This is a genomic window from Archangium lipolyticum (assembly GCF_024623785.1).
Lineage (GTDB): Bacteria > Myxococcota > Myxococcia > Myxococcales > Myxococcaceae > Archangium > Archangium lipolyticum.
In genome coordinates, this window is sequence record NZ_JANKBZ010000005.1 from 329,896 (window position 1) to 348,013 (window position 18,118).

Here is an 18,118-nt window from a genome sequence, read left to right on the forward strand (position 1 = left end):
CTCAGGCCGGGGCCGCCAGCGCGAGCACCCGGCCGTGCTCCCCCGCCAGCAGGAGTCCGGTCAGCACAGCCGGGGGCACGCCCAGCTCCGGCGGGAGCCCCTCCGCCTCGAGGGTCAGCCGCAACGACAGGGCTTCTCCGCTCGCGGAGAGCAGCACCGGCCGCACCGCCACGCGTTGCAGGGGCGCGCGCAGCCCCACGCCCCAGACCTTCAGCACCGCTTCCTTCATGGCCCAGGCGGCGGTGACCGGCTCCACCCGGCCCGCGCAGGGAGCGGCATAACCCTCGTGCTCGCCCGGAGCGAAGGCCTCCTCCAGGAAGGCCCCGCCCGCCTCCACCCGCTGCTCCAGGTCCACGCCCAGCGCCCCCCCTCGCGCGACCGCCGCCACCGCCAGCCCCTCCGAGTGGGAGATGGACAGGGCGACGTCCGGCGCGGAGGGGAAGAAGGGCCGCCCTTCGTCCTGTCCTCCGGGACGGGCGAGGACCTCCGCGTGTGCTCCCGGAGCGAGGAGCGCCAGGGCGCGATGGGCCGCCACCCGGCCCGCGATGAGCTCGTGGCGCCGCTTGTCGAGCCTGCACCGGGCCAGGGCTTCCCGCTCGGCGGGCCAGAGCGAGGCGGCGTCCTCCCGCCCCACCTCGCACCAGCCGAGCACCACCTCCCGGCCCGTGGGCAGCGTGAGCCGGGAGGGTCTCGGCCCGGAGCCGCTCACCGCGGACGCAACCGCCGCAGCCACAGCGCCTTCACTCCCAGGAGCAGGGCTCCGTCCTCGCCCTGCACCTCGATGTCGTAGGTGACCTCGTCGCCGTCCACCTGCAGCAGCTTCGCCTTCACGTACGCGGACTCACCGGTGCGACGCAGCCGGCCGCGGATCATCTGCTCCACGCCCATGGGGATGGACACCAGGTCGTGGTGGTAGCCGTCCCAGTTGGCGGCCACCTGGAAGGCGGCATCCAGCAGGAGCGGGTCGTATTGGAAATGCGGCCGGGCCACGTGGGCGAAGATCTCCCGCTGCCGGGGGGCGCGGATGATGCCCTCCACCTCGCTCTTGCCCACGTAGACCCACTCGGCGCGGCAGAAGAGCGGGCCCAGGTACACGGGCTCCTTGGCCAGGTGGAAGATGGAGCGCGCCCGCGCTCCTGGGAGCGCGTCCGGCAGCTTTCCGGTGCCGGGCTCCAGGCGTGGCGCCGGTCCGAGCACGAAGCGTCCCCGGAAGTGGATGCGGCGCTGCGTCAGGTCGGTGCGGCCGCCCAGCGCCAGCTCGCTGCTGGTCTCGACGTGCACCGTCACCTCCTCGCCCCGCTGCTCCAGCACCTCCACGGTGAGCGTGACGTGGACGGGCTTGCCCTTGGACTGCTCCCCCGTCAGCGGCGCCTTGAAGAACTTGAGCGGGGTGTCGATGCGCAGCTCCTCCCCGCGCAGCACCGCCAGGTCCGGACGGAAGAGGGCCGCGCCCTCGCTCAGCATCTCGAAGCCGAAGGTGCCCGGCATGATGGGCACCGAGTGCAGCTGGTGCTGGAGCAGGAAGGGGTCGTTGGTGAGGTCGAACGTCCGCGTCGCCACCAGCCGCTCCGGGGTGTGCTCCTCCACGCACTCGAGCATCGGGAAGTCCGAGGGCACGAGCAGGAAGCCCCTGTCGTCGTACACCTTCCGGGGAACGGGGCCCTCGGCGGAGGCGCCCAGGAAGGGCCACTCGCGGAAGAGCCGCTCCTCGAAGATGGCCACCTCGCGCTCGGAGCGTCCCAGCATCAGCTCGTTGATGAACCAGTAGGCGCCCTCGGCCGGGGTGATGAAGGAGACGCCGGTGCCCTGCACCACCTCGCGGTTGCGCACCGCCGCCCCCGAGCCCTCCCACGCCGTCCAGTCGATGGTGACGCAGCGCATGTGCGAGCGCGCCCGGTGCGCGTACGCCATGGTGACCTTGCTCATCAGGTCGTTCGCGGCGCTGTAGTCCGTCTGGCCCTTGTTGCCGAAGCGGCCCGCGCCCGAGCCGAAGCACATCATCAGCTTCAGGTCGTCCCGCCGCGTGGCCTCCAACAGGTGCACCAGGCCCATCACCTTCACGTCCACCGTGGCCGCCACCATCCCCGGCGTCTTGTCCGGCAGGCTCTTGGAGGCTTCGATCATCGCGCCGTGCACCAGCCCGTCGATGTGGCCGTGGTACTCGCGCACCCGGTCCACCATGGCCCGTACGTCCGCGGCGTTGCGGATGTCACACGTCTCGTACTCGATGGGCAGGCCCTGCGCGTAGACCTCCTGGAGGTTGCGCCACAGCTCACGCGCCCGGATGATGGTGTCGAAGGACTCGGCGAACTTCACCGGCGTGAGGGTGGGGTCCTCCTTCTTGCGCCGGACCATCTCCTCCTTGCGGAAGGCCTCGAACGCCTCGTCGCTGAGCGCCAGGTAGGGCTCGGCGCCGATGGGCGCTGGCGTGCGCCCGGTGAGGATGACCTTGGGGCCCAGCCGAGCCACCGCCTTGGCCACCTCGAAGACGGCGCCGCGCCCGCCTCCGGAGAAGAGCAGCACCCAGCTCGGGTCCACCTTGCGCAGCACCTGGCTGCCTTCCGCGAAGTCCGCCCGGCGCATGCCCACCACGAAGCGGCGCCCGGCCAGGTAGCCGATCTCCGTCCGGTCGCTGCCTTCCTCCAGCTCGCGCGTGACGGTCTCCGCCAGCACCCAGTGCGAGGTGCTCGGCTCGAAGTCGACGATCTTGATGACCGCGCCCGGCAGCTCCTGCTTCAGCGCCTTGAGGAAGCCGGCGGTGGAGCCACCCAGCACGTTGCCGCCATCGCCCAGGAAGCCGAAGTCCCCTCCCATGGAGGTGACGGCCACGTAGCAGGCGGTGCGCTTCGGGTCACCCAGGCGCTCGTACAGGGCGCGCCCCGTGCCATGCCAGCGCGCGGTGGTCTCCGCCGTGCGGCGCGCGAAGCGGGCGCTGCCGAGCGTGAGGAAGTACTCGGCCGGACCGAAGCCCGCCAGGTCGATGACGCCGTCCGCCCCGCCGAGGTCCTCGCTGGCCTGGCGCACCCGGCGCTCCACTTCGAGCGGGTCGGTGATGCCCGCCAGGGGCACCGTGAGGACGCGGGCGCCCCGGCCCGTCAGCACGCGGGTGAAGGAGGCCACCATGCCCGGGTCATCTCCGAGCAGCAGGAGCTTCTTGCCCGCCACCGGGTAGCGCCTCTCCGAGGAGAGCGACATGGGCGTCAGGTCCGCCCTCCAGCGCTGGGCGAAGAGCCCGCGGCTGGGAATGGGCTGGCCCATCACGTTGGGCTGTGGCCCCGGCGTCTTGGGTATCCGGTGGGCGTTGTCGTGCTCCTCGAGGACGACGTGGTAGTTCGAGCCGCCCAGGGCGAAGGTGCTCACCCCGGCGACCCTCCGCCCCTCGCGCGGCGTGGGCCAGGGCCGGCCCTCCAGCGACAGGGAGATGGGCAGCTTGTCGAAATGGATCTCCGACTTGGGGAACTCACCGCCATTCATGGGCGGCAGGAATGCCTGGTTCACCGCGAAGGCCGCCTTGATGAGGCCCAGCATGCCGGAGGCCGACGAGGTGTGGCCGATCTGCGACTTGAGGGTGCCCATGGGCACCGGGGTGTCGCGGCCGCGAGCCTGGAAGACCTCGCCATAGGCGGTGGCCTCGGAGAGATCTCCAGCCCGGGTGCCGGTGCCGTGCGCCTCCAGCAGGCCCACCTGGTTGGGGTGTGCCTTGGCGTCCTCCAGCGCGCGCTCCACGGCCCGCGCCTGGCCCTTGGGGTTGGGCGCCAGCAGGGTGGTGCCCCGGCCATCGCTCGAGAAGCCGATGCCGGAGATGACGGCGAGGATGTTGTCCTTCGTCGCCTCCGCGTCCTCCAAGCGCTTGATGACGATGGCGCCCGCGCCCTCGGCCGGGACGAAGCCGTCCGCCCGGTCGTCGAAGGGGAAGGTGCCGCGAGGGGAGAGGAAGCCGAGCACGGCCAGGGGCGCCACGTACTCCGGCGCCAGGTTGAAGGCCACGCCGCCGGCCACCACCGCGTCGGCCTCCCGGTTGGCCAGCGACAGCAGGGCGATGTGCACCGCCGCCAGCGAGCTGGAGCAGGCCGCGTCCACCGCCAGCACGCCTCCGGTGAAGTCGTGGATGGAGGCGAGCCGCGTCGCGCACGTCATGCCCGAGTAGTACCAGAGCGTGTTCTCATCCAGCGGGGGCACCGCGGACAGCAGGCTCTGGCGCAGCGTCTCCAGCAGCGGCAGCAGCTTGCGGGCCGACATGCCCTGCGCCCGGAGCGCCTCCTCGGCCAGCGTCAGGTAGCGCTCGCTCACGAAGCGCTGCTCGGTCTGGAACTCCTTGGCGCGGGCGGGCAGCTGGCCCACCACCACCTGGACGCGCCGCCCGTTCCACTGGCCGGGCTGGTACCCCGCCTGCTCCAGCGCCTCCTCCGCCGCCTTGGTGAAGAGGACGACGGCCGGATCCAACGCCGCGGCCTGCGGAGGCGGCAGCTTGAGCCAGCGCGGGTCGGGCGCGGGCAGGTCCACCACGCCCGCCAGCCGGGGGATGATCTCCCCGGGGCCCATGAGCCCGTTGAGGATGCGGTGGACGTTGAAGCGCGAGGGCGGCAGGTCGCCGATGGCGTCCGCCTTGGTGATGATGTTGCTCCAGAGGGACTTGGCGTCCGAGGCCCCTGGCGCGACGGCGCCCATGCCGACGATGGCGAACTTCTGCGAGGGCGCGCGCACCGGGCGCACCGTGGGCGTGGCCTCGCGGCTCGGCGCCGAGCCGAGCAGCGCGTGGTAGGCGAGTCCCGCCCAGCCCAGCGAGCTGACGCCCACGTAGCTGCGGGGCGGCAGCTTCATGGGGCGGGCGGGGCACTCCAGCGTGCTCTGCGTCTCGTAGCGCGGCGTGGTGAGGCCGGAGATGGGGGGCCGCATGCCGCCATGGAGCGCCAGCGCCGCGCGCATCACCGAGACGAGCCCGCTGGCCGCCTGCTGGAAGCCCACCTGGGGCGCGGCGGAGGAGAACGTCAGCAGCTCGGAGCGCGTGGCGCCGAGCGCGGACCTCAGGCCGAGCATCTCCTGGTCCTCCAGGCTGGGAATGCCGCACGCCTGCATCTCCACGTGCCGCACCAGCTCCGGGTCCACCCCCGTCATGTCCAGGCAGGTGCGCGCGGCGCGGTCCACCAGGCGGGACATGCGCGAGAGGCCCTGCTTGAGGTTCATCTCCGAGGTGACGCCATGCAGGACGGCGTAGATGCGCTGCCCATCCGCCAGCGCGTCGTCCAGCCGGCACAGCACGAGTGCCACGGCGCCCTCGCCGGGCAGCGTGCCCGAGGAGCGGGCATCGAGCGCGAGCAGTTCCTCCGCCGCGAGCCAGCCGCGCGCGGCCAGCAGACCGAAGGACGAGGGGCTGAGCAGCGGCGCCACCGCGCCCACCACCGCCACGTCACAGTGCCCGTGCTGCAGCGACTGCGAGGCGAACTTCAGCGCCGCCAGGGATGAGGCCGTCCCCGCGTCGATCGCCAGGTGCCCGCCCCGCGTGTCCAGCATGCTGGAGAGCCGGCCGGCGACGATGGTGGCCGTGGTGGGAATGGACTCCACGGTGATGGGCGGGGTGTGCTCCGACACGTGCCGGTCCACGGCCTCCAGCAGCTTGTCTCCCTCGGCGTGCTCCTGAAGCATGGCCGCCAGGTGCTCGCGCATCTCCGGCGTGCGCAGGCGCAGCGTCTGGTCGATCTTCCCGTCCACGCCCAGGCCCGTGGCCCCGAGGTAGATGGCGCACCGGGCGCCCGGGCTCTTCTCGGGGCCGTAGCCCGCGTCCTCCGTCGCCTGGAGGAGCGCCAGGTGCAGCAGCCGATCCATGCGGTGCATCTTCTCCACCTGGTTCGGCGGCAGGCGGAAGCGCTTCCAGTCCCGGCCCTCCTCCTCGACGAAGCCGCCCATCAGGGCGTGGTGGAGGCCCAGCCCGGTCGCCCACTCCTCCGGGGCCGGTTTCAGGGCGCGCATCCCCTCCAGGCCCAGGTTCATGAAACGCGACGGGGAGTCGGCACCGGGCAGGTTGCAACCGAGCCCGACGATGGCGAGAGGGATGTTCGTGGGGGAAGTCATCGCGGAGTGAGGCTCTTGACGAACGACTGCCAGGCAAGACGGGGCGGAGGGGTGGGATCCTCGGTGGGCAGCGAGGCCATGCCGACTCCGCGCAGCTCCAGGACGGGAATCCCATCCTGTCCGAGCACGTGCGCGTCGAAGGTGGCCAGCCCGACGCTGGCACCGCACAGCCGGGCCTCGCCCAGCAGCCGCTCGTCGCGCCGGGGCATGCGGTACCAGACGAGCTCGGAGATGGTCATCTCGCGCGAGCCCTCGCCCGAGAAGGCGTACCACAGCCACTTCACCAGGTGCAGCGCGCCCTCGAGCGCGGCGGGGGCCACCTGGATGCGGCTGGCGGGCAGCAGCCGGGTGAGCTGGCGCGGCTGGGTGATGCCGCCCTGGATGCGGCCCAGCTCGTTCATCCGGGCCCAGGAGACGACCTGGAGCGACTCGGGCACGCGCTCGGCATGGCCTCCCATGGACGCGTACAGCTGCTTGCCGTTCTGCAGGTTCTCCGAGCGCGGGGCCAGCATCTGCTGCTGCTGGGGCCAGGGCGCCGGCTTGTAGATGTGCGCGAACTGAAGGGTGGCGCGGCAGACGGGGATGGGCTCCTCGGTGACCTCCTCGGTGCCCGGGAGGGAGCCGGCGACCACTGGCTCCAGGGAGAGGAAGATCGTCACCTCGCCATCCGCCTCGCGGCGGGCGCGCCCCACCAGCTTCGCGTCGGCGGAGGTGCCGGAGGCGCGCAGGAACCAGCGCACGTCCCGCATCCCCACCAGGACGCGGTCCGGGTACACCAGCGAGCCGACCTCGCCCAGGAACTCCAGCTCGAGCGAGGCGGACAGCGTGCGCAGCTGCGCGTCGAGCTCCGCGGGAAGGCGCACGTCGCGCTTGGCGACCGCGCTCTCCCCCCGGAGAACCTCGGAGACATCCTCGAGCAGTGGATATTGCGAGGTGTCGGGTTGCACGGCCTACCGGTCCTTCACCAGATGCTGGAGGAGTTCCTGAAGGGTGCGGACCTTGTCCGCCTCGGGCACGGTGGTTCCCAGGCGCGAGGCCATGGCCTCACCCAGCTTGCGCAGCTCGTCGTTCTTCACGCCGGCCTGACGCAGGTCCATGGCGAGCAGGGCCTCGCGCACGGAGCGCGAGCCTCCCAGGCCATTGGAGCCATGGCCGGAGCGGCCCAGGGACTCGACCTGGGCGGGCGGCACGGAGACGGCGGCCGACTGCACCGCCGCGGCCACGCGCTCCGTGGCGCTCGTGGAGTGCACGCGCTCGACGATGTGCTCGACCACCTTGCGCAGGGTGTTGAACTCGCGCAGCGAGCGGTTGGGATCTCTCGGGACGCCGAAGTACTCGCGGGTGCGCGCGAAGATGTCCACCTGCTTGACGGTGTCGATGCCGAGGTCGGCCTCGAGGTCCAGGTCCAGCTCCAGCATGTCCTCGGGGTAGCCCGTCTTCTCCACCACGTTCTTGAGGAGGACGGCGCGGACCTGATCGCTCAGGTCCTCGAGGTTGGCGGTGGGCTTCGCCGGGGCTGGAGCGGGAGCGGCGGCGCGGGCGGCCGGAGCCGGAGCGCTCGGCCGGGACACCGTCATCGCGGGAGCGGTGGGGCGGGGCGCCGGCGGGATGACGGGAGCGGCGGCCGGCCGGGCCGCGGCGGGAGCGGGGGCGGGAAGAGGCGGCGCGCTCGGCCGGGCCGGGGCGGCGGGGGCCTTCGCGGCGGCGGCACCGGCGCTCAACGCGAGCGTGCGCTCGACGATGTGCTCGATGACCTTGCCCAGGGTGTTGAACTCGCGCAGCGAGCGGTTGGGATCTCTCGGGACGCCGAAGTGCTCGCGGGTACGCGAGAAGATGTCCACCTGCTTGACGGTGTCGATGCCGAGGTCGGCCTCGAGGTCCAGGTCCAGGTCGAGCATGTCCTCGGGGTAGCCCGTCTTGGCCACCACGTTGTCCAGCAGGACGACGCGGACCTCTTCCCTCAGCGCCACGGAGTCGATGTCCGGCGCCGCGGCGGGCTCGGGCTGCCGGGCCGGCGCGGGCGCCTGCTTCGGGGCCTGGGCCGCCATGGGGGCGGGGGGCGCATGCCTCAGGGCCTGGGCCGCCACGGAGGTGGACGTGGGCGTCTCCGCGCGCAGCCGCTCCACCAGGGCGATGATGGACTCGAACGTCCTCAGGTCCTCGATCCGGGCCACGGAGGCGTCCACGCCGAACTCCTCGCCCAGGGCGAGCGCCACCTTCATGGCGGAGGCGGGCTCCAGGACACCCTCGAGCGGCATCTGGAGCAGCGTCTCCTCGACATCGGCCGGGGAGAAACCACCCGCCTCGTCCGGCGACAGCTTGCCGACGCCGTTGACGAACGCATGACCCACGAGGCGCTTGAACTGTTCCATGTCACCTACCTTGGGATGAATCGACGCGATGGCCCCGTGGGTCTTACCCTTCAAGGTCTCGCGAGTGAATTGAGTAAGGGACCATTTGGGGCCCGCTTCGATGAAGATGCGCGCGCCGCGCTGGTGGGCGGCCTCGATGGCCTTGCGCAGCCGGACGGGTTCGACGAACTGGCTGGAGAGGAACGCGGGGTACTCGCTCGGGGGCCGGTTGCCGTAGGGGGCCGCGTCGATGGTGGAGACGAGGCAGGCCTGGGGCTTGCGGAAGCGCAGCCCCTCCAGCACGCGCTGGTAGGCGGGGCGGGCCGCGCCGATGAGCTCCGAGTGGTAGCCGTGGGAGACGGCCAGCACGGTGCACTCGATGCCCTGGGCCTCGCAGCGCTTCACCAGCTCGGGCAGGGCGTGGCGGTCCGCAGAGACGATGCAGGCGCGCGGTCCGTTGTCCGCGGCCAGCGTCGCGTAGCCGGGCAGTCCCGCGAGCAGCTCGGGCACCTTCTCGGCGGGGCAGGAGAGCGCCGCCATCTGGCCCGGGTCCTCGGTGGGCATCTCCAGCACGGCGAGCGTGCGCGAGTGGATGGCGCGCAGGCCCTCTTCCAGGGAGAGGCTGCCCGCGGCCACCAGCGCCGCCAGCTCGCCGGCGCTCTGGCCGATGAGGTACTCCGCGTGGATGCCGTGGGCCGACAGCAGGCGGTAGAGCGCCACGTTGACCAGGAAGACGGCCGCGTGGATGTCCTCGTCGTTCTGCTGGTAGCTGCCCGGGTCGTTCGTGAAGAAGCCGCTGGTGAGCGTGCGCCCGGTGAGCCGCACGTAGATGGCGTCCGCCTCGTCCAGGGTGCGCGCCACCAGGGGGTAGGCCTGGGCGAGCGGGCGGAGCATGTTCGCGTACTGGCCGCCCTGGCCGGGGAAGGTGATGGCCACGGGGGCGCCGCGCAGGGGCGACTCCGGGCCTCCGACGAAGATGCCGGACTGGGCCAGGAACTCCAGGTCCCCGCCCGTCTGGGCCGCCTTGCGCAGGAAGTCGCGCTTCTTGCGCAGCTCCTCGCGCGAGCGCGCGGTGAGGGCCATGCGGAAGGGGCCCTCGGGCGTCTGGCGCGTGTCCTCGAGCGGCTCCGGCAGCTCGCACAGCCTGTCCAGCTGCGCGAGGCACGTGCGCGCGTCCGCGCCGGACACGGCGACGAGCCGGGGCTCACCGCCCTCGGACGTGGAGCCCTCCGTCACCCCCGCCGGCTTCTTCGGCGAGGGCCGGTACTCCTCCAGGATGGCGTGGAAGTTGGCGCCGCCGACGCCGAAGCCGCTGACGCCCGCGCGGCGCGGTCCGCCGTCCTGGGGCTGGGCCCACTCGCGCGCGGTGGCTACCACCTCGACACCCTCGGGAATCTTCGGGTTGAGCGGCTCGCACTTGAGCGACTGGGGGATGAAGGCGTTCTCCAGCGCGAGGGTGACCTTCATCATGCCGGCGGTGCCGGCCGCGGCGTTCAGGTGGCCGATGTTCGACTTCACCGAGCCCAGGAGGATGGGTCCGTTGCGCGGGCCCTCGCAGTAGGCGGCGTGGGTGGCGCGGGCCTCCGTCACGTCGCCCAGGGCGGTGCCGGTGCCGTGGGCCTCCACCAGATCCACGCTCGCGGAGGGGATGTTGGCGGCGGCCAGCGCGCGCTTCATCGCCAGGGCCTCGCCCGCCTCGCTGGGGGCGAGCACGGAGCGGCCCTTGCCGTCACTGGAGCCGGCGACGGAGCGGATGACGGCGTGGATGCGGTTGCCGTCGCGCTCGGCGTCGGACAGGCGCTTGAGGACGAAGACGCCCGCGCCCTCGCCGGGGATGAAGCCGTCCGCCTTGGTGTTGAAGGGGAAGCTGCCGTGGGCGGACAGCGCGTTGAAGCGGCAGGCCGCGATGAAGAACTCGGGCAGCATGTCGCACCACACGCCGCCGGTGAGGACGACGTCGGCCTCGCGGTGCTGCAACATCTTCCACGAGGCATGGAGCGCGGCGTGGGCGCTGGCGCACGCCGAGTCCGTCACCATGTGCGGCCCGTGGAAGTCGTACAGGTTGGCGATGCGGCCGGCGTTGAGGCTGCCCAGGTAGCCGGTGAGGCTGTCCTCGCTGATGGGTGGGAGGTTCGCCTTGTAGCGCTCCTCGGCGCGGCGCAGCACCCCGTCGCGCGTGGCCGCCGGCACGCCGGACTTCTCCAACGCCTGGCTCAGCTCGTGGGCGAACTCGGACCAGTGGGTGCGCGTGTCCGCCTGGAACTTCTTGCCCTGGTAGGGCAGGAAGGCGAAGGACATGGCCACCCGGTCGCGGTTCCACTTGTCCGGGGAGAAGCCCGCGTCCTGGAGCGCCTCGTCCGCGCACCACAGCATCAGCACGTGCGAGGGATCCAACGAGGCCCAGGCCGCCGGAGGAATCCGCATCTCCAGGCTCGGCTTGGGGAACTCGTCCACGAAGCAGCCCAGCTTCGTGTAGGCCTTGTCCTTGCGGTCCGGGTCGTAATAGCGCTCGATGTCCCAGCGCTCCTTGGGAATCTCCCGGGTGGCGTCGTAGCCCTCCAGCAGGCGCTTCCAGAAGTCCTTCACGTTGGAGGCGCCGGGGAAGATGCCTCCCAGGCCGATGATGGCCAGCGGCTCGGCCTTGGGGCGGACATGGACGGCGGGAGCCTGGCGGCGCTCGGCGGGGCGGTAGGCCTCCAGCACCGCGTGGAAGTTGTTGCCGCCGAAGCTGAAGGAGCTGACGGCCGCGCGTGCGGGGGCGTCGGGGCGGTAGGGCTGGGCCTTCTTCGGCACGAAGAAGGGCGTGCGCTCCATCTCCAGCTTCGGGTTGACCTGGTCCACGCCGGGCTGCGGGGGGATGACGCCGTGGTGCAGCGAGAGCACGGCCTTGAGGAGTCCGGCCGCGCCCGCTCCGGCGCGCAGGTGGCCGATGTTGGCCTTCACCGAGCCGAGCGCGATGGAGCCGCCCGGCGCGCCCGTGTACACGCTGGCGAGCGCCCGCACCTCGCTGGCGTCGCCCACCTGGGTGCCCGTGGCATGGCACTCCACGTACTGCACCGAGCCCGGCTCCACGCCGGCGTCCTCGAGCGCGCGGCGCATGGCCATGGCCTGGCCCTCGCTGCGCGGCGCCACCAGCGACTTGCCCCGGCCGTCGGATGAGCCGCCCACCCCGCGCACCAGCGCGTAGATGGTGTCCCCGTCCCGCTCCGCGTCCGACAGGCGCTTGAGGGCGAACATGGCCACCCCCTCACCGAGCAGGGTACCGTCCGCCTGCTCGGCGAAGGGCCGGATGGCGCCCTGGCTGGAGAGCCCGCCCATCTTGGAGAAGGCGATGAACTCCAGCGGCGTCAGCATCTCGCTCGCACCGCCGGCGACGGCCAGGTCGAACTCGCCGTCACGTAGACCCCGCACCGCCAGGTCCAGGGACGCCAGGGAGGACGCGAAGCCCGCGTCCACCGAGTAGTGCAGCCCCTTGAGGTCGAAGTGCATGTTGATGCGCCCGCAGGCCACGCTGGCCGAGGCGCCCACCACGTTGTCCTCGCTGACCTCCTTGAGGCGCGCGCGCAGTTGCATGGCCGTGACGTCCAGCAGCTCCTGCTGCCTGGCGGCCGGCAGGGCCTGGAACTCGTCCGTGGCCCTCACCGCGTCCAGCATGTCCTCCAGGCGGATGCGCATCCCGCTGTCGCGCTGCCAGCCCAGGCCCGTGGCGCCCAGGATGATGGACGTGGAGTCCTTGGGGATGTTGCGCACCTCGGACAGCGCCTGGGTGCCCGCCTCGAGGATCATCCACTGCAGCGGGTTGACCTGCTGCGCGTCGGACGGCGGCACCTTGTACTTGCGCCAATCAAAGACGAAGTCCGTGATGAAGCCGCCCAGCTCGCAGTGCGTCTTGTCTGGAATTGAGCGGTCCGGGTGGAAATGGAGTGCGTGGTTCCAGGCGCGGGCGGGAACCTTCGTGAGCGACACCCTGCCTGCGGTGATGCTGTTCCAGAAGTCCGAAACGCGAAGGGCGTTGGGCAGGACGCAACCCAGTCCCACCACGGCGATGGCTTCCATGCGGGTTTCTCTCTGTAACCGGGTCGAACCCAAAGGGGGACGGACGAGGTATGGGACCTCGTGGGGGATGTCGACTGTATCACGCTGAAATGAGGGGCAGAGTGCTCGGTTGGGGTCCCCCGGGCTTCTATTCCAGGAGCGGTGGTCAGGTTCGCTCGGGGAGTAGGTAGGCAGGCTGGAAAGTCTCACTCCTGTTCTCACTCGGGGAGTGAACGGGTCCTCTGGCACCCACTCGCTGTCAGCCTGTCAGGCCAGGCGGCCGCCTCCGGGACGTGCTGGCACGGGTGGCCCGGCGGGGACGTGGGGAAGTGCCCGACCCTCCTCGGGGCGCCCCGGGCCGGGGCCGTGGGCGTGCCGGTTGCACAGGCGGCCCGGTGGCCTGACGGAAGGCCGGACACGAGGGGAACGTATGAACACGAAGAAGACGAAGTCGCAGCGCCGCCGCGAGCGCGGCATGACGCTCATCGAGATCATGGTGGTCATCACCATCCTCGGCCTCATCATGGCCGCGGTGGGCGTGGCCGTGATTCCGAAGCTCGACGAGGCCCGGGTGAGCACCGCGAAGATGGACATCGGCAACATCCACAACGCGCTCAAGCTCTACTACGCGAAGAAGGGCCGCTTCCCGGACACGGTCAACGGTCTGCGCGCGCTGGTGGAGACGCAGGCCCTGGAGGAGCTGCCCAGGGACCCGTGGGGCAACGAGTACGTGTACATGAACGAGGGCGGCAAGCCCGTCGTCACCTCTTATGGCGGAGACGGCTCACCCGGGGGCGAGGGGATCGCCGCGGACATCTCGTCACGCGACCCCGAGGCCGTGGCGCGGCGCTAGCCGGGTGGAGGGGCATCGGATGGTGCCCTGGCCGTTTTCCTGCCGGAGGGAGGCCCGTCGTGTCCGCGTGGCGCGTGCGGAGCTACCTTCCCCGAGGAGGTAGCCATGGCACGGACGATGGAGATTCCACGGCAGCACTGGGCCGTCTACTTCGAGCGGCTCGGCCGGCAAGCGCAGACCTACCCGGTTCGAATCGAGGTGGAGAACCAGGACATAGGCGACCAGGAGATGGCCCGCAGGCTCCCCCTGGTGGGGATCGACCTGGAGACGAAGGGCTCGGAGATAGGAGATCTCGAGGTGACGGTGGGCGACGCCGACCAGAACTTCATGCACCACATCGATGACCCGACGCGCGTGTACCTCAAGGTGGAGGACTCCGGGAACATCGACTGCATCGAGATCGAGGACGCGGCCAACGGGAAGACGCTCATCTTCTTCGAGCGCCATCCCGGCCTGCCGGCGACGGTCCTGCTGGGTTCCAGTGCCGACCAGGAGGAGCCGGCACCGGGGCCGTGAGGATTGCTCCGGACTACGGAGGATCCAGGGTGGGGGGGAGGGTCTCGAAGCCCGCCGTCCCCACCTGCCACAGCTCCACGGGGGAGCGCGCCTCGCCGCTGGCGTCGAAGTCCAGCTGGCCGCTGGCGCCATCCACGTTGACGCTCCGGCCCGCGGCCAGCTCCGTCGACAGGTAGGTGAAGTTGGAGTTGGTGAGCTGGGTCTGGGGGCTGGTCGCGCCGGTGGACACCTTCGTCAGGCCCTCGGCCAGCTTCGGTCCCGTCACGGTGTTGGAGGTGCCCAGGGACCAGGACGCGCTCAGCGCCAGCAGGTACATGGCGTCATAGGCGTTGGAGGTGTAGCCGTACGCGGCCGGGTCCTTCTTGTACTTGTCCAGGAAGCGGTTCTGGAACGTGCTGAAGGCCTGTCCGGTGCCCTGCGCCGGGGCGGTACCATGGAAGCCCCGGGCCTGGGCGGCCGCCTGCGAGTCCGTCAGCAGGGCCGCGTCCTTCACGCTGTCGGAGAAGAACCAGCGGTGGGGGCCATCGGGGATGCGCTGGAGGGTGGGCCGGGTGGCGGCCTCCTTGAGGATGGCCGCCGCGTCATCCGCGAAGCCGATGAGCACGGTGAGGTTCGGCGCGTACATCTCGAGCTGATCCACCGCCGACTTCACGTCCCCGCGCTTGGGGTAGGAGAAGGTCCGGTTGGGCACCCGGCGGGAGGCATCCCCATTGAGCAGCCGGTCGGAGATGATGTTGGCGAGGCCCTGCCCGTACGGGTCGTCCACGTAGAGGATGCCCACCTTGCTCGTGGTCGTCTGGGGACCGAAGCGGCTGTCGGTGCGCAGCAGGTGGGCGATGACGCTGCCCTGGATGGCGTCCGAGGGCGAGGTGCGCCACACGAGCCCCGCCGGGGCGGCCCCGTTGTTGGTGTCCGACAGCACCGTCAGCTCCGGCGAGGAGGCGCTGTAGCTCATGAGCAGCACGCCCTTGCCGATGGTCACCTTGGCGACCTCGAGCGACTGGCTGCTGCCGGCCGTCACCACCGCCGCCACCTTCTTGTCGTTCACCAGCCACTCGGCCTGCCTGCGCGCGCGCTCCACGTCGCTGGCGGTGTCGCAGTAGTACAGGGCGATCTGCTTGTTCACGACGCCGCGCTGGTTGATCTCATCGAGCGCGAGCAGGAGGGCGTTGAGCGCCTGCTCGTCGGACACGTCCACGCCCGCGCCCGGCTCCGTGCTGGTGTGGACGGGCACCAGGGCGGCCATCGCGATGGCGCCAGGGTCGGTGGAGCCGAAGGGCTTCTCGTTGCAGCCGGTGGGCAGCGGCAGGCAGACGTTGCGCGTGCACACCTGGTCGGAGGCACAATCGGCGCTCGTCTCGCACTGGTCGAGCCCCGCCGCGGTGGTGAAGCTGCACCCGGTGGCCAGCAGGGCCAGTGCTCCCATCAAGGTCAGCGCGCGCATCAGAAGCTCACCTCCATGCCGGCGCCAGCGCCCGAGGGGGCCAGCGTCACCCGGGGCTTGCCCGGCGGGGGCAGGGGCTCCTTGGGGTAGAGGAGGACGGCCGCGATCGCGCTGGCCACGCCCACACCGAAGCCGATGTCCGCCAGCAGCGCGTTGGTGCGCGTGGCGGTCTTCGCCGCGAGCTTCGGATCCAACTCCGTGGCCTTGTCGAAGTCGTTGCGTGCGCTCCGGGCCTGCAACCCGAAGACGGTGCCCGCGCCCAGGCCCACCAGCGCCACGCCACCCAGGGCGAAGGACGTCACCTGCATGCGCTTGCGCGCGGCGAGCGCGTCCTCATAGGCCTCCTTGAGACGCAGCTTGTTGGTCTCGTCGGCGCGGCGGGCCGCCTGCCGCTCCTCGTCCGCGCGCCGCCGGGCCGACGCGGCCTCCTCCTGCAACCGCTTGCGCTCGCTCGCCGAGGCCGCCGCCCGCGCTTCCTCCTTCTGCAACTGCAGCTTCAGCCGGTCGATGAAGAGGTCGGCGCGCTTGATGAGCGTCAGGTCCGTCCCCTTGGCCTTGTACTGCTCGTAGTACTGGATGGCCTCGCGCTCCTTGCCCCCCTGGTCGTACGCGCGGGCGATGTTGTAGAGCAGCCGCGGATCCGGGTTGGGCGACGCCTCGTGCGCCTTCTCCAGCACCTCCGCGGCCTCCAGGTACTTCTTCTGGTCGTACAGCCGCTCGGCCTGCTTGATGAGCTCCTTCGGATTGCCACGTGCCGCGCCGCGTTGAGCGCGGGCCTGCGGGGGCGCGAGCAGGAGGGCCGCCAACAAAACCAGGAACAATCGCATGGTTGGAGAGCCTACTCCTGAACTCCCCACCGGGCGAAGAGGGCTGGAAACGGCGGGGCCGCCCCACCTGATGGCGGGACGGCCCCGGAACACGGCGGGTCTCAGCCGCTCCTACACCCGGCTCAAGTGCCCAGGCGGGAGATGAGCAGCTTGCGCTGGAGCGTGAGGGCCTCGGGGGCCTTGAGGCCCAGCGACTCGAAGAAGGGCTCCTGGCTCTTGAGCTCGGCCTTCCACTCGTCCTCCTTGATGGAGGTGACCTCGGTGACGGCCTCCTGCGAGAGGTCCAGCCCCTTGAGGTTGAGGCCCTGGTCGGCGCGCGGCACCCAGCCCAGCAGCGTCTCCTCGGTGGGGACGCGGCCGTGGACGCGGTTCACGATCCACTCCAGCACGCGCATGTTCTCGCCGAAGCCCGGCCAGATGAACTTGCCGTTCTTGTCCTGCCGGAACCAGTTGACCTGGAAGATCTTCGGCGGGTGGGAGATCTTCTTCTGCATGTTGAGCCAGTGCTGCAGGTAGTCACCCATGTGGTAGCCGCAGAAGGGCAGCATGGCCATGGGGTCGCGCCGCACCACGCCCACCTTGCCGGTGGCGGCGGCGGTGGTCTCGCTGCCCATGGTGGCGCCCAGGAACACGCCGTGGGTCCAGTTGAAGGCCTGGATGACGAGCGGGACGGTGTTGGAGCGGCGGCCGCCGAAGATGATGGCGGAGATGGGCACGCCCATGGGGTCGTTGGCCTTGGGGCTGAGGACCGGGTTGTTGGTGGCGGGCGCGGTGAAGCGGCTGTTGGGGTGCGCCGCCTTCTCGGTGCTGCCGCGCTTCCAGGGCCGGCCCTGCCAGTCGGTGAGCTCCTCGGGGACCTCGCCGTCCATGCCCTCCCACCACACGTCGCCGTCGGCCGTCATGGCCACGTTGGTGAAGATGGTGTCCTTGGCGACGGAGGCCATCGCGTTGGGGTTGCTCTTGTAGTTGGTGCCGGGGGCCACGCCGAAGTAGCCGGCCTCGGGGTTGATGGCCCACAGCCGCCCGTCCGGTCCCACGCGCATCCAGGCGATGTCGTCGCCCACGGTCTCGATCTTCCAGCCCTCGTACTCCTTGGGCGGGATCATCATGGCGAAGTTCGTCTTGCCGCACGCGGAGGGGAAGGCGGCCGCCACGTACGTCGTCTCACCCTTGGGGCTGGTGACGCCGAGGATCAGCATGTGCTCGGCGAGCCAACCCTCGTGCTGGCCGAGGTAGCTGCCGATGCGCAGGGCGAGGCATTTCTTGCCCAGCAGCACGTTGCCGCCATATCCGCTGCCGAAGCTCCAGATGGTGTTGTCCTGGGGGAAGTGGCAGATGTAGCGGCGGTCCGGGTTGAGATCGCCCGTGCTGTGCAGGCCGCGGTTGAAGTCGTTGGAGTCACCCAGCATGTCCAGCGCCGCCTTGCCCATGCGGGTCATGATCCGCATGTTGAGGGCGACATAGACGCTGTCGGTCAGCTCCACGCCGATCTTGGCGTAGGGGCTGCCCAGCGGGCCCATGACGTAGGGCACCACGTACATGGTGCGGCCCTTCATGCAGCCGGTGAACAGGTGGGTGAGCTTGGTGTAGGCCGCCTCGGGCTCCATCCAGTTGTTGGTGGGGCCGGCGTCCTCCTTGTTCGTGGTGCAGATGAACGTGAGGTGCTCCACGCGCGCCACGTCATTGGGGTTGGAGCGGTGCAGGTAGCAGCCGGGGCGCTTCTGCTGGTTGAGGGGGATGAGGATGCCCTGCTTCACCGCCAGGTCGGTGAAGCGCTTCTTCTCCTCCTCCGAGCCGTCGCACCAGACGATTTCGTCCGGCTGCGTCATCTGCGCCATCTTCGCCACCCAGGCCAGCAGCTCCGCGTTCTTCGTGGGAGCGCTGCCCTGGAGCGCTGCGGTTTGGGTCGGGGCCATTCGCGTATCTCCTCGGAAATTGAGTGGGCGCAACCTTCCTGGCTGCTCCCTATAAAAGCAACAACCCCCCTGGGCCCTCCCCGTCCCGGCGCTCCCGTGTCCCTTCA

The 18,118-nt window shown here is 70.8% G+C and carries 9 protein-coding genes; 2 read left to right on the forward strand and 7 right to left on the reverse strand.

What is annotated here, in order from left to right; genetic code table 11:
* Position 1 precedes the first annotated feature (1 nt).
* From NR810_RS14230 to NR810_RS14245, 4 genes are read right to left on the reverse strand one after another with little or no spacing between them, the layout of a single operon-like run.
* Positions 2-733, reverse strand: a complete 732-nt coding sequence (locus NR810_RS14230; RefSeq protein ID WP_257452834.1) for a 4'-phosphopantetheinyl transferase family protein — start codon at positions 731-733, stop codon at positions 2-4.
* Positions 706-6,069 carry an SDR family NAD(P)-dependent oxidoreductase gene (locus NR810_RS14235; RefSeq protein ID WP_257452836.1) on the reverse strand — a complete coding sequence of 1,788 codons (5,364 nt, stop codon included), beginning with the start codon at positions 6,067-6,069 and terminating at the stop codon, positions 706-708. Before NR810_RS14235 ends, NR810_RS14230 begins: the two co-directional genes overlap by 28 nt.
* Positions 6,066-7,016 carry a hotdog family protein gene (locus NR810_RS14240; protein ID WP_257452839.1) on the reverse strand — a complete coding sequence of 317 codons (951 nt, stop codon included), beginning with the start codon at positions 7,014-7,016 and terminating at the stop codon, positions 6,066-6,068. The genes NR810_RS14235 and NR810_RS14240 overlap by 4 nt, the downstream gene beginning before the upstream one ends.
* Positions 7,017-7,019: 3 nt before the next feature.
* Positions 7,020-12,476: a type I polyketide synthase gene (locus NR810_RS14245; protein ID WP_257452840.1), complete on the reverse strand. Its 5,457-nt coding sequence runs from the start codon at positions 12,474-12,476 to the stop codon at positions 7,020-7,022.
* Between the two features lie 409 nt (positions 12,477-12,885).
* Between NR810_RS14245 and gspG the strand changes: the two genes are divergently transcribed.
* Together gspG and NR810_RS14255 are read left to right on the forward strand one after the other, a co-directional pair.
* Positions 12,886-13,308, forward strand: a complete 423-nt coding sequence (gene gspG, locus NR810_RS14250; protein WP_257452842.1) for a type II secretion system major pseudopilin GspG — start codon at positions 12,886-12,888, stop codon at positions 13,306-13,308.
* 105 nt (positions 13,309-13,413) lie between these two features.
* A complete protein-coding gene (locus NR810_RS14255; RefSeq protein WP_257452844.1) occupies positions 13,414-13,824 on the forward strand; it encodes a DUF5335 domain-containing protein in 411 nt (136 codons plus the stop codon).
* A gap of 13 nt (positions 13,825-13,837) precedes the next feature.
* On the opposite strand, the gene NR810_RS14260 is transcribed toward NR810_RS14255, so the two are convergent.
* From NR810_RS14260 to NR810_RS14270, 3 genes are all read right to left on the reverse strand, one after another.
* On the reverse strand, positions 13,838-15,268 hold the full coding sequence (locus NR810_RS14260; RefSeq protein ID WP_257452845.1) for an ABC transporter substrate-binding protein: 1,431 nt from the start codon (positions 15,266-15,268) through the stop codon (positions 13,838-13,840).
* Positions 15,268-16,095, reverse strand: a complete 828-nt coding sequence (locus NR810_RS14265; RefSeq protein WP_257452848.1) for a tetratricopeptide repeat protein — start codon at positions 16,093-16,095, stop codon at positions 15,268-15,270. Before NR810_RS14265 ends, NR810_RS14260 begins: the two co-directional genes overlap by 1 nt.
* 122 nt (positions 16,096-16,217) lie before the next feature.
* Entirely contained in the window at positions 16,218-18,011 is a 1,794-nt protein-coding gene (locus tag NR810_RS14270; RefSeq protein WP_257452850.1) for a phosphoenolpyruvate carboxykinase (GTP), read from the reverse strand.
* Between the last annotated feature and the right edge of the window lie 107 nt (positions 18,012-18,118).

Bases quoted from the DNA above. Each gene is read 5' to 3' on its own strand.
- NR810_RS14245 (WP_257452840.1), bottom strand. From the start codon at position 12,476: ATGGAAGCCATCGCCGTGGTGGGACTGGGTTGCGTCCTGCCCAACGCC.
- NR810_RS14265 (WP_257452848.1), bottom strand. From the start codon at position 16,095: ATGCGATTGTTCCTGGTTTTGTTGGCGGCCCTCCTGCTCGCGCCCCCG.
- NR810_RS14235 (WP_257452836.1), bottom strand. From the start codon at position 6,069: ATGACTTCCCCCACGAACATCCCTCTCGCCATCGTCGGGCTCGGTTGC.
- NR810_RS14255 (WP_257452844.1), top strand. From the start codon at position 13,414: ATGGCACGGACGATGGAGATTCCACGGCAGCACTGGGCCGTCTACTTC.
- NR810_RS14270 (WP_257452850.1), bottom strand. From the start codon at position 18,011: ATGGCCCCGACCCAAACCGCAGCGCTCCAGGGCAGCGCTCCCACGAAG.
- NR810_RS14260 (WP_257452845.1), bottom strand. From the start codon at position 15,268: ATGCGCGCGCTGACCTTGATGGGAGCACTGGCCCTGCTGGCCACCGGG.
- gspG (WP_257452842.1), top strand. From the start codon at position 12,886: ATGAACACGAAGAAGACGAAGTCGCAGCGCCGCCGCGAGCGCGGCATG.